This is a genomic window from Streptomyces fuscichromogenes (genome assembly GCF_014645815.1).
In the GTDB taxonomy this organism is placed as follows: Bacteria; Actinomycetota; Actinomycetes; order Streptomycetales; family Streptomycetaceae; genus Streptomyces; species Streptomyces fuscichromogenes.
The window spans coordinates 177373-192893 of record NZ_BMML01000004.1; the positions used below are offsets into that span (position 1 = coordinate 177373).

The window sequence follows — 15521 nt, forward strand, 5'->3', positions numbered from 1 at the left end:
GTCCGGTCCGGCCGTTTCCTATCCTGGACCGGCCCGCCACACCCCCGCCCGTGCGAAAGAGGCCCCCGTTGGAGCACCACCCCACCCCACGGCAGATCCCGGTAGTGGTCCTCGCCGGATTCCTGGGCTCCGGGAAGACCACGCTCCTCAACCACCTGCTGCACCGCAGCGGAGGGAGCCGGATCGGGGCGATCGTCAATGACTTCGGGGCCATCGAGATCGACGCGATGGCCGTGGCCGGCGCCCTCGGCGACTCCACCGTCTCGCTCGGCAACGGGTGCCTGTGCTGTGCCGTCGACGCGAGCGAACTGGACGTCTACCTGGAGCGGCTGGCCGCCCCCGGCACCGGTGTCGACGTCATCGTGATCGAGGCCAGCGGCCTCGCCGAACCCCAGGAACTCGTCCGGATGCTGCTCGCCAGCGGGCACCCCGGGATCGTCTACGGCGGCCTCGTCGAGGTCGTCGACGCCGCCGAGTTCGACGACACGCGCGCCAGGCACCCCGAGATCGACCGGCATCTCGCCCTCGCCGACCTGGTCGTCGTCAACAAGCTGGACCGGGCCGCGGAGGGCGGCGAGCGCGTCCTCGGGCTCGTGCGGTCGCTCGGCGGCCCCGGGTCCGCGGTCGTCCCGGCGACCTACGGCCGTATCGACCCCGAGTTCCTCTTCGACTGCCGGCCCAGCGAGGAACGCCTCGGACAGCTGTCCTTCGACGACCTGCACGACCACCACGCGGACGGCGCGCACGCGGGCCATCTGCACACCGCCTACGACAGCCTGTCCTTCGCCTCCGAACCGCCGCTCGACCCCCGCCGGCTGATGGCCTTCCTCGACAGCCGTCCCGAGGGGCTCTACCGGATCAAGGGGTACGTCGACTTCGGGCCGTACGACAGCGCGAACCGGTACGCCGTGCATGCCGTGGGGCGGTTCCTGCGGTTCTACCCGGAACCCTGGGGGCCGGGCGAGGAACGGCTCACCCGGCTCGTGCTGATCGGCTCCGGCATCGACACGGCCGCCCTGCGCAAGGAACTCGAGGCGTGCACGAACGACGCCCCACACGCCGACGAACACGGCATGTGGGGCGTCCTGCGGTACGTACAGGGCCTGGAGGAGGGCCCCGAGGAGGACTACGAGGCCTAGACCGGGCCCGCCACCACCGACACCGTCTTCGCGAGCGAGACGCCGGAGCCGTCGCGGCGCGGGTCCATGTCGGGGAGTTCGGCCGGCGTGCCGTTCTTCTGGGCCGCCTTCGCCGGGACCGGGCCCGCCCAGGCGAAGGACAGGCAGTCCTCGCCCTTCAGGAAACGCTGGCAGCGCACGCCACCGGTGGCCCGGCCCTTGCGCGGGTACTGGTCGAACGGGGTCAGCTTGGCCGTCGTCTGCACCGAGTCGTCGAGGGTGCCGCGCGAACCGGCCACCGTGAAGACCACCGCGTCGGCCGCCGGGTCGACGGCGGTGAAGGAGATGACCTTCGCGCCCTCCGTGAGCTTGATGCCCGCCATACCGCCCGCCGGCCGCCCCTGCGGACGCACCTGGGAGGCCTGGTAGCGCAGCAGTTGCGCGTCGTCCGTGACGAAGACCAGGTCCTCCTCGCCGGTGCGCAGCTCCACCGCGCCGACGATCCGGTCACCCTCCTTGAGGGTGATGACCTCCAACTCGTCCTTGTTGGACGGATAGTCGGGGACCACGCGCTTGACCACGCCCTGCTCGGTGCCGAGCGCAAGACCCGGCGAGGACTCGTCCAGCGTGGTCAGGCAGACCAGCGCCTCGCCGTCCGCCAGGGAGAGGAACTCGGCGAGGGGAGCGCCACCGGCGAGGTTCGGGGCGGTCGCCGTGTCGGGGAGCTGGGGGAGGTCGACGACGTTGATGCGCAGCAGGCGGCCTGTCGAGGTCACCGCGCCGACCTCACCGCGCGCGGTCGCGGGCACCGCCGAGACGATGACGTCGTGCTTGGCACGCCTGCCGTCGGTGTCCTCCGGGAACGGCTCGCCGTTCGTCGTGCGCGCCAGCAGGCCCGTCGAGGACAGCAGCACCCGGCACGGGTCGTCGGCCACCTGCAGCGGCACCACGGCCGCCGCCGCACCCGACGCCTCCAGCAGGACCGTACGCCGCTCGGTGCCGAACTTCTTGGCGACCGCGGCCAGTTCGGCCGAGACCAGCTTGCGCAGCTCCGCGTCCGACTCCAGGATCCGGGTCAGCTCGGCGATCTCCGCGGTGAGCTTCTCCTTCTCCGCCTCCAGCTCGATGCGGTCGTACCTGGTGAGACGGCGCAGCGGCGTGTCGAGGATGTACTGGGTCTGGATCTCCGACAGCGAGAAGCGCTCCATCAGGCGCTGCTTGGCCTCCGCGCTGTTCTCGCTGGAGCGGATCAGCCGGATGACCTCGTCGATGTCGACCAGGGCGGTGAGCAGGCCCTCGACCAGGTGCAGGCGGTCGCGGCGCTTGGTACGGCGGAACTCGCTGCGCCGGCGGACCACTTCGAAGCGGTGGTCGAGGTAGACCTCCAGCAGTTCCTTGAGGCCCAGGGTGAGCGGCTGGCCGTCCACCAGCGCCACGTTGTTGATGCCGAAGGACTCCTCCATCGGCGTCAGCTTGTAGAGCTGCTCCAGGACCGCCTCCGGCACGAAGCCGTTCTTGATCTCGACGACCAGACGCAGCCCGTGCTCGCGGTCGGTGAGGTCCTTGACGTCGGCGATGCCCTGCAGCTTCTTCGCGTTGACCAGGTCCTTGATCTTGGCGATGACCTTTTCGGGACCGACCGTGAAGGGCAGCTCGGTGATGACCAGCCCCTTGCGGCGGGCCGTCACCGTCTCCACCTCCACCGTCGCCCGGATCTTGAAGGTGCCGCGGCCCGTCTCGTAGGCGTCCCGCACGCCCTCCAGGCCGACGATCCGGCCGCCGGTGGGCAGGTCGGGGCCCGGGACGTGCTTCATCAGCGTCTCGAGGTCCGCGTTCGGGTAGCGGATCAGGTGGCGCGCGGCGGAGATCACCTCGCCCAGGTTGTGCGGCGGCATGTTGGTCGCCATGCCGACGGCGATGCCCGACGAGCCGTTGACCAGCAGGTTCGGGAACGCGGCGGGCAGCGCCACCGGTTCCTGCTCCTGGCCGTCGTAGTTGGGCGCGAAGTCGACCGTGTCCTCGTCGATCGACTCGGTCATCAGGCTGGTCGCCTCGGCCATCCGGCACTCGGTGTACCGCATGGCGGCCGGCGGGTCGTCGTTGCCCAGCGAGCCGAAGTTGCCGTGGCCGTCGACCAGCGGGACGCGCATCGAGAACGGCTGGGCCATGCGCACCAGCGCGTCGTAGATCGACGCGTCGCCGTGCGGGTGCAGCTTGCCCATCACCTCGCCGACCACGCGCGCGCACTTCACATAGCCGCGCTCGGGGCGCAGGCCCATCTCGTTCATCTGGTAGACGATGCGGCGGTGCACCGGCTTGAGACCGTCGCGGGCGTCCGGCAGGGCGCGCGAGTAGATGACCGAGTACGCGTACTCAAGGTAGGAGCCGCGCATCTCGTCCACGACGTCGATGTCGAGGATCCTCTCCTCGAACGAGTCGTCGGGCGGCGGGGTCTTCGTGCTGCGGCGGGCCATCGCTGCCGGCTCCTTGCTCATGCGTGAACGGATCTGACGCTGACCATTGTGGACCGCGGTACTGACAACCCGGGCCAGGACCCGGGCGCCGCGGCCCGCCCCGGTGCCGGAAGCCGTCACAGGGCGGGTGGGACGCAGGCTACGCGATCCGCCCGCACGATCCGCTGTGGGCGTACGTAGTGCGGGAACTTCGCCGGGTCCCCGCACGCTTGCATACAGTGGCAGGACCGGCAGAAGAACCGCGGTTCGAGACCGCTTCCGCGAGCGAAGGGACGTACATGCCCATGGGTCACACGACCACGGCCGAGACAGGCTCCGGAGGCCTGGCAGCGACCGAGCACCGCTTGGCCAACGGTCTGCGCGTGGTGCTGTCCGAGGACCACCTGACCCCGGTCGCGGCGGTCTGCCTCTGGTACGACGTCGGTTCCCGGCACGAAGTCAAGGGCCGTACCGGCCTGGCTCACCTTTTCGAGCACCTGATGTTCCAGGGCTCCGCCCAGGTCAAGGGCAACGGCCACTTCGAGCTCGTCCAGGGCGCCGGCGGCTCGCTCAACGGCACCACGAGCTTCGAGCGCACCAACTACTTCGAGACCATGCCCACCCACCAGCTGGAGCTCGCCCTCTGGCTGGAGGCGGACCGCATGGGCTCCCTGCTCGCCGCCCTGGACGACGAGTCGATGGAGAACCAGCGGGACGTCGTCAAGAACGAGCGCCGCCAGCGCTACGACAACGTTCCCTACGGCACGGCCTTCGAGAAGCTGACCGCGCTCGCCTACCCGGAGGGCCACCCCTACCACCACACGCCGATCGGCTCGATGGCGGACCTGGACGCGGCCACCCTGGAGGACGCCCGCGCGTTCTTCCGCACCTACTACGCGCCCAACAACGCCGTGCTGTCGGTCGTCGGCGACATCGACCCGGAGGAGACGCTCGCCTGGATCGAGAAGTACTTCGGTTCCATCCCGGCGCACGACGGCAAGCCCACCCCGCGCGACGGCTCGCTGCCCGACATCATGGGCGAGGAGCTGCGCGAGGTCGTCGTGGAGGAGGTCCCCGCGCGGGCGCTGATGGCCGCCTACCGGCTCCCGGAGGACGGCACGCGCGTGTCCGACGCGGCCGACCTGGCGCTCACCGTCCTCGGCGGCGGCGAGTCCTCCCGCCTCTACAACCGCCTCGTGCGGCGCGACCGTACGGCCGTCGCCGCCGGTTTCGGTCTGCTGCGGCTCTCCGGGGCGCCCTCCCTGGGCTGGCTGGACGTGAAGACCTCCGGTGACGTCGAGGTGCCGGTCATCGAGGCCGCCATCGACGAGGAGCTCGCCCGGTTCGCCGCGGAGGGCCCGACCCCCGAGGAGATGGAGCGCGCCCAGGCCCAGTTGGAGCGCGAGTGGCTGGACCGGCTCGGCACCGTCGCGGGCCGCGCCGACGAACTGTGCCGCTTCGCCGTCCTGTTCGGCGACCCGCAGCTCGCCCTGACCGCCGTCCAGCGGGTCCTGACGGTCACCTCGGAGGAGGTCCGCGAGGTCGCCCAGGCCCGACTGCGGCCCGACAACCGCGCGGTGCTCGTCTACGAGCCGCTGTCCGCGGAGTCCGCCGAGCACACCCAGGAGGCGGGGCGCGGCGAGGACCCGGAGCGGGAAGCGACCGTAGAGGCCGGCAACGAGAACGAGGAGACGGCCAAGTGACCGAGCTCGCCACCATGGACTTCCACCCCCAGCCGCAGCCGGGCGCGGCCAGGCCCTGGGCCTTCCCGGCCCCGGAGCGCGGCACCCTGGACAACGGTCTGACCGTGCTGCGCTGCCACCGCCCGGGCCAGCAGGTCGTCGCCGTCGAGGTGCTCCTGGACGCGCCCCTGGACGCCGAGCCGGCCGGCCTGGACGGCGTCGCCACCATCATGGCGCGCGCCTTCTCCGAGGGCACCGACAAGCACTCCGCCGAGGACTACGCGGCCGAGCTGGAGCGGGCCGGCGCCACCCTCGACGCGCACGCCGACCACCCCGGCGTCCGTATCAGCCTGGAGGTCCCGGCCTCCCGGCTCGCCAAGGGCCTCGGGCTGCTCTCCGACGCCCTGAGGGCGCCCGCGTTCGCCGAGAGCGAGGTCGAGCGGCTGGTCCGCAACCGCCTCGACGAGATCCCGCACGAGCTGGCCAACCCCAGCCGCCGGGCCGCCAAGCAGCTCTACAAGGAGCTGTTCCCGGCCACCGCGCGGATGTCCCGCCCGCGCCAGGGCACCGAGGACACCGTCGAGAAGATCGACGCGGCCGCCGTCCGCGCGTTCTACGACCGGCACGTCCGCCCCGCCACGGCCACCGCGGTCGTCGTCGGCGACCTGACCGGCATCGACCTGGACGAGCTGCTCGGCGAGACCCTGGGCGCCTGGCGCGCCGCCGCCGGGCAGCCCCGCCCGGTCCCGTCGGTGACCGCCGACGACACCGGCCGGGTCGTCATCGTGGACCGCCCCGGCGCCGTCCAGACCCAGTTGCTCATCGGCCGCGTCGGCTCCGACCGGCACGACCGCGTCTGGCCCGCCCAGGTGCTCGGCACCTACTGCCTGGGCGGCACCCTCACCTCCCGCCTGGACCGCGTCCTGCGCGAGGAGAAGGGCTACACCTACGGCGTCCGCTCGTTCGGCCAGGTCCTGCGGTCCGCCCCCGACGGCACCGGTGTCTCGATGCTCGCCATCAGCGGCTCCGTGGACACCCCGAACACGGGCCCGGCCCTGACGGACCTGTGGACGGTGCTGCGCACGCTCGCCGCCGAGGGACTCACGGACGCCGAGCGCGACGTGGCCGTGCAGAACCTCGTGGGGGTGGCGCCGCTCAAGTACGAGACGGCGGCGGCCGTCGCGGGCACCCTGGCCGACCAGGTCGAGCAGTACCTGCCCGACGACTTCCAGGCGACGCTGTACCGGCAACTGGCCGCCACCGGCACCGTGGAGGCCACCGCGGCGGTCGTGAACGCCTTCCCGGTGGACCGCCTGGTGACGGTCCTCGTCGGGGACGCGGCACAGATCAGGGAGCCCGTCGAGGCGCTCGGCATCGGCGAAGTCACGGTCGTCACCGCGGATTAGGGCCGACGCGGCTGAAGAGCCCTGGTGACTGTCGGGTCATCAGGGCTCTCGCATGTCCGAATTGAGGTGGAGGTTGCCTGTCTGCCCTGTGGGATGCGCTACAAAAGCCGGGTTCGGTTTGGGCGGCGCAAGCGCGGCCTCGTAGGTTCGTCCGGGCTGTCCGTCAGGCAGTGCGCCGCATCCGCGGCACCGGACAGTCATCGCCGAGTCCCCGTACGGCGCGAGCCAGGGGAGCCGGGGACCCATGCAGTCCCTGGGGTGAATCGAGCGCCCGCGCGTGCCGCGAGGGGGCCCGTAGGAGACCTTCCTGCTCCGAACCCGTCAGCTAACCCGGTAGGCGAGAGGGAAGGAAAGGACCAGCCTCTACATGGCGTTCATGTGCGCCCCCGGGAAGCACCGTCGTCCCGGCCGGGTGAAGCGCACCACCGCGCAGGCCGCCGGTATCGCGGCCCTCACCACCACGGGTGTCATCGGCACCGTCTCGGCCGCTCCGGCGCTCGCCGCCGAGAACTCCGTCGAACAGACCGGCCTCACCCCGGTCATCACGATGAGCGACTCCGTCGCCGAGCAGATCGACGCCCAGGCGGCCGCCCAGCAGGCCGTCGCCGAGCGCAAGGCGGCCGAGGAGGCCGCCCGCGAGAAGGCCGCGGAGCAGGCGAAGAAGGAGCGCGCGGCCAAGGTACGTGCCGCCCGCGAGGCCGAGCGCAAGCGGCTGAACACCTTCGTCGCGCCGATCAGCGACTCCTACGTCTCCACCGGCTACAAGACCGGCGGCTCCCTGTGGTCCTCCGGCGCCCACACCGGCATCGACTTCCACGCCGCCAGCGGCACGGTCGTCCACGCGGTCGGTACCGGCACGGTCGTCTCCACCGGCTGGGGCGGGGCGTACGGCAACGAGATCGTCATCAGGATGGCCGACGGCATGTACACCCAGTACGGCCACCTCTCCTCCATCGGCGTCTCGGTGGGCCAGAAGGTCACCCCGGGCCAGCAGATCGGCCTCTCCGGCGCGACCGGCAACACCACCGGCCCCCACCTCCACTTCGAGGCCCGCACCACCGCGGACTACGGCTCCGACGTCGACCCGGTCGCCTACCTGCGCAAGCACGGCGTGGACGTCTGAGGGAGCTGGACGCGGGTCCGGCGCCGAGACGGACGTAGGGGTTGCTGTGCGTGCGCCGGGTGCGGGTCGTCGTGGCTGCTCGCGCAGTTCCCCGCCCCTTTCAGGGGCGTCAGGCGCAGCGCCCCTTCAGGGGCGCGGGGAACTGTGCGAGCAACCCCCACGCACCGCACCCGACCACCGACGCAAACCCGGCAGGGTACTGCGACAACAACTCGTGAGATCTTCCGGAGCCCCGGCCCCCGTGCCGGGGCTTTCGTCGTTTTCGTGCACCCGGTGTCCAAAATATATCCCCGGATTCCGGCCCGCCGTCGGAAATTCCGGCTCATTGCAATAGAGTCACGGAACGGGCGTCACTCGGCGGCGTTTCACGGGGATTAAGACGGAGGTCGGTCATGCGTATTCCGGCGCACTCGGTATGCACGGCGATCCGGGACGACATCGTCGCGGGTGTCTACGAGCGCGGCAGCCGGCTCACCGAGGAACTCCTGGCCCGCCGCTACGGGGTCTCGCGGGTCCCCGTCCGCGAGGCGCTGCGCACCCTGGAGGCCGAGGGTTTCGTCGTGACGCGCCGGCACGCGGGCGCGTGCGTCGCCGAACCGACCGAGCAGGAGGCCGCCGACCTGCTGGAGATGCGCATGCTCCTGGAACCGCTCGGTGCCTCCAGGGCCGCCCAGCGCCGCACCGAGGCCCACCTGAAGGTACTGCGCGGTCTGGTACGGCTGGGGCAGGAGCGGGCCAGGCGCGGCAACAGCGAGGACCTGCGCTCCCTGGGCGGCTGGTTCCACGAGACGCTCGCCCAGGCCTCCGGCAGCCACGCCCTGACCTCCACGCTCACCCAGCTGCGGCACAAGATCGCCTGGATGTACACCGTGGAGACGCCCGCCAACCCCGTGGAGTCCTGGACCGAGCACGGCGCCATCGTGGACGCGGTGGCGCGCGGCGACGGCGAGCGCGCGCGGGCGATCACGGCCCTGCACACCGAGCGCTCCGGGGCCTCCCACCGGCTGCGTTTTTCCGGTGCGACCGAACGGGCGAACGGTGTGAGGACTTCGCAACATCCCGTAAACATGTCGGGCCTGCGGCATTAACACGCGCGCCGTATACAAAGAGGTGTTATTCGGCGGGGCCCCTTTTTGCTGCCCGAATTGACGCACGTCGAGAATTCGCGGTCGTGTCCTCCGTGTGTGTCCGGGGTAAAGCCGGGTGCCGGGGTCTTCGGAAACTCCGGGGGCGGGCCCGTCGTAAAGGCGCGTGCGGCCCTGTTGTGAAGTCATGTGCGGCCGTCATGGAATTGCGGCACATGACGGTGGCCCGGCTCGGGCCCGGGGCGGCGGCGGAGACGGCGAGGCCGCGCCGACCTCCGTGGGAGTGGGCGCGGCCCCGGACGTGCGGGCGCCGGGCGCTCAGACGGTCTCGGGGAGCTCCTCGAGACCCTCGGCGACCAGCTTGGCCAGGCGGTCGAGGGCGGCGTCGGCGCCCTCGGCCTCGGAGGCGAGGACGATCTCCTCGCCGCCCTGGGCGCCCAGGCCCAGGACAGCCAGCATGGAGGCCGCGTTGACGGGGTTGCCGTCGGCCTTGGCGATCGTCACCGGGATACCTGCGGCCGTGGCGGCCCGGACGAAGATGGAAGCGGGACGGGCGTGGAGACCCTCGGCCCAGCCGACGTTGACGCGGCGCTCAGCCATGTGATGCTGCCCTTCGGTTTTCAGGGTTGTCTAGACCAGTTTCCCATATCGTGAAGCATGCCCGGAGTGGACATGGGTCCCCTCCGGGTGTGTCGTCGGACCGCGGCCTCGGCCCGACTTGCGTCCTGCACAGACTGCCTCGCGCCGTTGTCGGACGCGAGCCGTACTCTGGGGCCCATGCAGACCCCGGCGGACCCGCAGGACCGGCACGAGTACCCGTCCCACTGGGAGGCTGACGTGGTGCTGCGCGACGGCGGTACCGCGCGCATCCGGCCCATCACCGTTGATGACGCCGACCGGCTGGTCAGCTTCTACGAGCAGGTCTCGGACGAGTCGAAGTACTACCGCTTCTTCGCGCCCTACCCCAGGCTCTCCGCCAAGGACGTCCACCGCTTCACGCACCACGACTTTGTGGACAGGGTGGGACTCGCGGCCACCATCGGCGGCGAGTTCATCGCAACCGTACGCTATGACCGCATTGGCCCCGACGGGACGCCCGCCTCCGCGCCCGCCGACGAGGCCGAGGTCGCCTTCCTCGTCCAGGACGCCCACCAGGGCCGGGGCGTCGCCTCCGCCCTCCTGGAGCACATCGCGGCCGTCGCGCGCGAGCGCGGGATCCGCCGCTTCGCGGCCGAGGTGCTGCCCGCCAACAGCAAGATGATCAAGGTGTTCACGGACGCCGGCTACACCCAGCAGCGCAGCTTCGAGGACGGCGTCGTCCGCCTGGAGTTCGACCTGGAGCCCACGGACCGCTCGGTCGCCGTCCAGCGCGCGCGGGAGCAGCGCGCGGAGGCCCGTTCGGTACGACGGCTGCTCGCGCCCGGTTCCGTGGCCGTGATCGGTGTCGGCCGCACGCCCGGCGGGGTCGGCCGCAGTGTCCTCGGCAACCTCCGGGACGCCGGCTTCACCGGCCGCCTGCACGCCGTGAACCACGCCTTCCCCGAGGACCTCAAGGAGGTCGACGGGGTGCCCGCGCACCGTTCGGTGCGGGACATCGACGGCCCTGTCGACCTCGCGGTGGTCGCCGTGCCCGCCGAGCACGCACCCGACGTCGTCACCGAGTGCGGCGAGCACGGCGTCCAGGGACTCGTCGTCCTCGCCGCCGGATACGCGGAGAGCGGCCCCGACGGCCGGGAGCGCCAGCGCGCGCTCGTCCGGCAGGCACGCAGCTACGGCATGCGCATCATCGGCCCCAACGCCTTCGGCATCATCAACACCGCGGACGACGTCCGGCTGAACGCCTCCCTCGCACCCGAGATGCCCCGCCCCGGCCGCATCGGCCTGTTCGCCCAGTCCGGCGCCATCGGCATCGCCCTGCTGTCCCGGCTGCACCGGCGCGGCGGCGGCGTCACCGGGACCACGGGCGTCTCCACCTTCGTGTCCTCCGGCAACCGCGCGGACGTCTCCGGCAACGACGTCCTCCAGTACTGGTACGACGACCCCGAGACCGACGTCGTCCTCATGTATCTGGAGTCCATCGGCAACCCGCGCAAGTTCACCCGCCTCGCCCGCCGGACGGGGGCGGCGAAGCCGCTGGTCGTGGTGCAGGGCGCGGGGGCGCCGCCGGGCCACGCGGTACGGGCGACGCGGCTGCCGCACGCCACGGTGTCCGCGCTGCTGAGGCAGGCCGGGGTGATCCGCGTCGACACGATCACCGAGCTGGTCGACGCGGGGCTGCTGCTCGCGAGGCAGCCGCTGCCGGCGGGGCCGCGGGTGGCGATCCTCGGCAACTCGGAGTCGCTCGGGCTGCTGACGTACGACCGCTGCCTTGCGGAGGGGCTGCGCCCGGCCCGGCCGCTGGACCTGACGACACGGGCGAGTGCCGGGGACTTCCACCGGGCGCTGTCGCAGGCGCTGGCGGACGAGTCGTGCGACGCGGTGGTCGTCACGGCGATCCCGACGATCGGGGAGGGGGCGGTGGGGGACGCGGAGCTGGCGGAGGCGCTGCGGTCGGCGGCCGAAGAGGTTCCGGGCAAGCCGGTGCTCGTGGTGCACGTGGAGCTCGGGGGGCTGGCGGAGGCGCTGTCCGCCGCAGGCCGTACCGCACCTACCGCGAGTCCGACGGCACCCGGCACCGGTGGCGGTGCCCACCCGTTCCGCCCTGCGGAACGCCTGCCCACCGCGGTGGCGGCGGACGTGCCCTCCGGGGTGGCGGCGGACGTGCCCTCCGCGGTAAAGCCGGACGTGCCCACCGCGGTGGCGGCGGACGTGCCCTCCGGGGTGGCGGCGGACGTGCCCTCCGCGGTAAAGCCGGACGTGCCCTCCGGGGTGGCGGCGGACGTGCCCGCCGCGGCAACGGCGGACGTGCTCGCCGGGGTGGCTGCGGAGGCGGAGGCGTCGGCTGCCGTGGTGCCGCGGGCTTTGAAGCTCGGCGCCCCCTACTCCCGGCTCATCCCCGCCTACCCGGCCGCCGAGCGGGCCGTGCGGGCGCTCGCCGAAGCCGTGAAGTACGCGCAGTGGCGGCGGGAGGCCGCCGATCCCGGGAAGGTGCCCGAGTTCGACGACATCGACGAGCGGGGCGCCGCCGAGCTGATCGGCGGGCTGCTGGAGCGCGGGGAGGGGCTCACCATCGGCGTCGAGGAGACCTGCCGGCTCCTCGGCAGGTACGGCATCGACGTGCACCGCGCGCTGCCCGCCGCCACCCCCGACGCCGCCGTCGGAGCCGCCCGCGCGCTCGGGTATCCCGTCGCCCTCAAGGCCACCGCTCCCCACCTGCGCCACCGCGCCGACCTGGGCGGAGTGCGCCTCGACCTGGCCGACGAGGAGCAACTGCGCCGGGCGTACGACGAGTTGGGCGAGCTGTACGGGCCGCCGGAGGAGCTGCGGCCGGTGGTGCAGCGGATGGCGCCCCGGGGCGTCGACACCGTCGTACGGGCCGTGATCGACCCGGCCGCCGGGGCCGTGGTCTCCTTCGGTCTCGCCGGCGCCGCCTCGCAGCTGCTCGGCGACATGGCGCACCGACTGGTTCCGGTCACCGACCGGGACGCCACCTCGCTGGTGCGGTCGATCCGGACCGCGCCCCTGCTGTTCGGCTGGCGCGGCTCCGCGCCCGTCGACACACCTGCCCTGGAGGAGCTGCTGCTCAGGGTCTCCCGGCTGGTCGACGACCACCCCGAGGTCGTCGCGGTCACCCTGGAGCCGGTCGTGGTCGCCCGGCACGGCGTGAGTGTCCTGGGCGCCACCGTGCGCCTCGCGCCCCCGCCGGCCCGCGACGACCTGGGCCCGCGCACCCTGCCCGCCTACTGACCGAGGCGAACGCCCGCACCCGTCGGCGGCGTTCGACGCGGCCGCCGTCGCGCCCGGCCGTCGCACGCGGGCGCGTCGAACGCCGCCGTGCGCGACTGGCCCGGGTCCCCTTGCCCACGGATTAGGATGGACGCCATGGCCAAGACCAGTACGACGACCCAGGGGCTGCGTGTCGCTATCGAGCGCAGCGGCTACTACCCGGCCCTCGTGGCCGAGGCGGTGGAGGCCGCCATCGGCGGCGAGCCGATCCGGTCGTACCTGGTCCACCAGGAGACGACGTTCGACCAGAACGAGGTGCGGCGGCACGTGACCGTGCTCGTCCTCACCGGCAACCGCTTCATCGTCAGCCACACCGACGAGCAGGCCGCCGACAGCACCTCCCCGACCCCCTACGCCACCACCTCGACCGAGTCGGTCAAGCTCGGCCGGATCTCGTCGGTCGTGGTCAGCCGGGTCGTGGCCAACCCGGAGCAGTACACACCGGGCACCCTGCCCCGCGAGATCGTGCTGACCATCGGCTGGGGCGCCGTCTCCCGCATCGACCTGGAGCCCGCCGCCTGCGGCGACCCCAACTGCGAGGCCGACCACGGCTACACCGGCAACTCCACGGCGGACGACCTCAGCCTGCGGGTCAGCGAGGCCGGGGACGGCCCGGAGACGGTGCGCCAGGCGCTCGTCTTCGCGCAGGCCATCTCCGAGGCGACCGCGGACGTCACCCGCTGATGGCGTACGCGGCCTGGGACCATCCCGAACCCCTCGCCCTCGGCTCCGCGCCGCTGCCCGAGTACGGCAGCGGCTCCCTCGCCGACCTGCTGCCCACCCTGGCCGCGGGCATGGCCGTACCCGGCATGACCGCGTCGATCACGGAGCTGACGCCCGCCGACCGTAACTGCGTCTTCCTGATCGACGGGCTCGGCTGGGAGCAGATCAAGGCCCATCCGGACGAGGCGCCCTTCCTCACCGCGCTGCTCGGCAGCTCGCGCGGCGGCACCGGGCGGCCGATCACCGCCGGCTACCCGGCCACCACCGCGACCTCTCTCGCCTCCGTCGGCACCGGCCTGCCGCCCGGCTCCCACGGCCTGCCCGGCTACACGGTCCGCAATCCGGCCACCGGCCAGCTGATGAACCAGCTCCGCTGGCAGCCGTGGTCGGACCCGGCCGCCTGGCAGCCGTACCCCACCGTCTTCCAGCTCGCCGCCGACGCCGGGGTGCACTCCGCCCAGGTCTCCTCCCCGACCTTCCAGCACACCCCGCTCACCAAGGTCGCGCTCAGCGGCGGAACGTTTCACGGGCGGCTGACCGGCGAGGAGCGGATGGACCTCGCGGCGGAGCAGCTCGCCGTCGCCGACCGCTCCCTGGTGTACACGTACTACGCGGAACTGGACGGCGCCGGGCACCGCTACGGCGTGGACTCCGACACCTGGCGCGGCCAGCTGATGCACGTCGACCGGCTCGTCCAGCGGCTCGCCGAGCAGCTGCCGCCGCGCAGCGCGCTGTACGTCACCGCCGACCACGGCATGGTCGACATCCCGTTCGACGAACAGCACCGCATCGACTTCGACGAGGACTGGGAGCTGAAGGCGGGCGTCGCCCTGCTCGGCGGCGAGGGCCGGGCCCGGCACGTCTACGCGGTGCCCGGTGCCTCGAACGACGTGCTGACCTGCTGGCGGGAGGTGCTCGGCGAGCAGTTCTGGGTGGCCTCGCGGGACGAGGCGATCGCGGCCGGCTGGTTCGGCCCGCCGGACCGGTTCGACGAGCGGGTGTACGAACGGATCGGCGACGTGGTCGCGGCCGCGCACGACGACGTCCTGCTCATCGCCTCCGAGCGGGAGCCCAAGGAGTCGGCGATGGTCGGCAACCACGGCTCGATGACCCCCGCCGAGCAGCTCGTACCGCTGCTCGAAGTACGCTCCTGACACCCCTGACCGCAGAACTCACCGAAAGGTGCGCAACTCCCCATGCCCGAGCTGGTGTTCTTCTCCGGAACGATGGACTGCGGGAAGTCGACGCTGGCTCTCCAGATCGAGCACAACCGGTCGGCGCGCGGTCTGGTCGGCATGATCTTCAGCCGCGACGACCGCGCGGGCCACGGCAAGCTGTCCTCCCGTCTCGGTCTGGTGACGGACGCCGTGGAGGTCGAGGACGGCCAGGACCTGTACGCGTACCTGGTCGACCATCTCTCGCAGGGCGGTCGTGCGGACTACGCCATCGCCGACGAGGCGCAGTTCCTGGCGCCGGAGCAGATCGACCAGCTCGCGCGCGTGGTCGACGACCTGGGCCTGGACGTGTACGCGTTCGGCATCACCACCGACTTCCGCTCCAAGCTGTTCCCCGGCTCGCAGCGGCTGGTGGAGCTGGCCGACCGGGTGGAGGTGCTCCAGGTCGAGGCCCTGTGCTGGTGCGGCGCCCGCGCCACCCACAACGCCCGTACGGTCGACGGCGAGATGGTCGTCGAGGGCGCCCAGGTGGTCGTGGGGGACGTCAACGGGGCGGGCGGAAAGGTCGGTTACGAGGTGCTGTGCCGCCGCCACCACCGCAAGCGCATGACCAGCGCGACGGCGCGCGCGGCGGCCCTGTCTCCCGACGTACTGCCGGTCACGTAGGACCGGCCCGGCGGCTGCCGACGGTGTCGCGCGCCGCCGACCACCTCCGCGTTCCCTGGAATTAACCGACGGCATCCTGGCGATCGGGCGTCTACACGCGTAACTTGAGCCCGCCTCCCCCCACACGCCCGGTTCAAGCACCGCCCGTCCGCGGTGTGTTGAAGCATCCGACGTCCGAGGAGGACCGCCAGCGTGTCCAGACCCG

At 72.2% G+C, this 15521-nt stretch carries 11 protein-coding genes and 1 riboswitch; of the genes, 9 read left to right on the plus strand and 2 right to left on the minus strand.

The window, feature by feature from the left end; all coding sequences use genetic code 11:
• Positions 1–50: 50 nt before the first annotated feature.
• Complete coding sequence (locus tag IEZ11_RS10290) at positions 51–1139, plus strand: CobW family GTP-binding protein (protein WP_229712933.1); 1089 nt, start codon at positions 51–53, stop codon at positions 1137–1139.
• Here IEZ11_RS10290 and IEZ11_RS10295 read toward each other — a convergent pair.
• Positions 1136–3592: a DNA gyrase/topoisomerase IV subunit A gene (locus tag IEZ11_RS10295; RefSeq protein ID WP_189262363.1), complete on the minus strand. Its 2457-nt coding sequence runs from the start codon at positions 3590–3592 to the stop codon at positions 1136–1138. The two genes, IEZ11_RS10290 and IEZ11_RS10295, sit on opposite strands and share 4 nt — an antisense overlap.
• 278 nt (positions 3593–3870) lie before the next feature.
• Between IEZ11_RS10295 and IEZ11_RS10300 the strand changes: the two genes are divergently transcribed.
• From IEZ11_RS10300 to IEZ11_RS10315, 4 genes are all read left to right on the plus strand, one after another.
• A complete protein-coding gene (locus tag IEZ11_RS10300) occupies positions 3871–5274 on the plus strand; it encodes a M16 family metallopeptidase (protein WP_189262364.1) in 1404 nt (467 codons plus the stop codon).
• Positions 5271–6659, plus strand: a complete 1389-nt coding sequence (locus IEZ11_RS10305; RefSeq protein ID WP_189262365.1) for a M16 family metallopeptidase — start codon at positions 5271–5273, stop codon at positions 6657–6659. Before IEZ11_RS10300 ends, IEZ11_RS10305 begins: the two co-directional genes overlap by 4 nt.
• 191 nt (positions 6660–6850) lie before the next feature.
• Positions 6851–7014: riboswitch (cyclic di-AMP (ydaO/yuaA leader) on the plus strand.
• A 12-nt stretch (positions 7015–7026) separates the two neighbouring features.
• Complete coding sequence (locus IEZ11_RS10310; protein ID WP_189262366.1) at positions 7027–7782, plus strand: M23 family metallopeptidase; 756 nt, start codon at positions 7027–7029, stop codon at positions 7780–7782.
• 392 nt (positions 7783–8174) lie between these two features.
• The gene (locus IEZ11_RS10315; protein WP_189262367.1) at positions 8175–8870 is read left to right on the plus strand and encodes a GntR family transcriptional regulator; all 696 of its coding nucleotides are present in this window, start codon (positions 8175–8177) and stop codon (positions 8868–8870) included.
• A 315-nt stretch (positions 8871–9185) separates the two neighbouring features.
• Here the strand turns inward: IEZ11_RS10315 and IEZ11_RS10320 are convergent, their stop codons facing one another.
• Entirely contained in the window at positions 9186–9467 is a 282-nt protein-coding gene (locus IEZ11_RS10320) for an HPr family phosphocarrier protein (RefSeq protein ID WP_189262368.1), read from the minus strand.
• A 177-nt stretch (positions 9468–9644) separates the two neighbouring features.
• Here IEZ11_RS10320 and IEZ11_RS10325 point away from each other — a divergent pair, with 177 nt between their 5' ends.
• From IEZ11_RS10325 to IEZ11_RS10340, 4 genes are all read left to right on the plus strand, one after another.
• On the plus strand, positions 9645–12713 hold the full coding sequence (locus IEZ11_RS10325) for a bifunctional GNAT family N-acetyltransferase/acetate--CoA ligase family protein (protein WP_189262369.1): 3069 nt from the start codon (positions 9645–9647) through the stop codon (positions 12711–12713).
• A gap of 135 nt (positions 12714–12848) precedes the next feature.
• The gene (locus IEZ11_RS10330; protein ID WP_089104457.1) at positions 12849–13436 is read left to right on the plus strand and encodes a DUF5998 family protein; all 588 of its coding nucleotides are present in this window, start codon (positions 12849–12851) and stop codon (positions 13434–13436) included.
• Entirely contained in the window at positions 13436–14629 is a 1194-nt protein-coding gene (locus IEZ11_RS10335; protein ID WP_189262370.1) for an alkaline phosphatase family protein, read from the plus strand. Before IEZ11_RS10330 ends, IEZ11_RS10335 begins: the two co-directional genes overlap by 1 nt.
• Before the next feature lie 42 nt (positions 14630–14671).
• The gene (locus IEZ11_RS10340) at positions 14672–15316 is read left to right on the plus strand and encodes a thymidine kinase (protein WP_189262371.1); all 645 of its coding nucleotides are present in this window, start codon (positions 14672–14674) and stop codon (positions 15314–15316) included.
• The last annotated feature ends 205 nt before the right edge of the window (positions 15317–15521 follow it).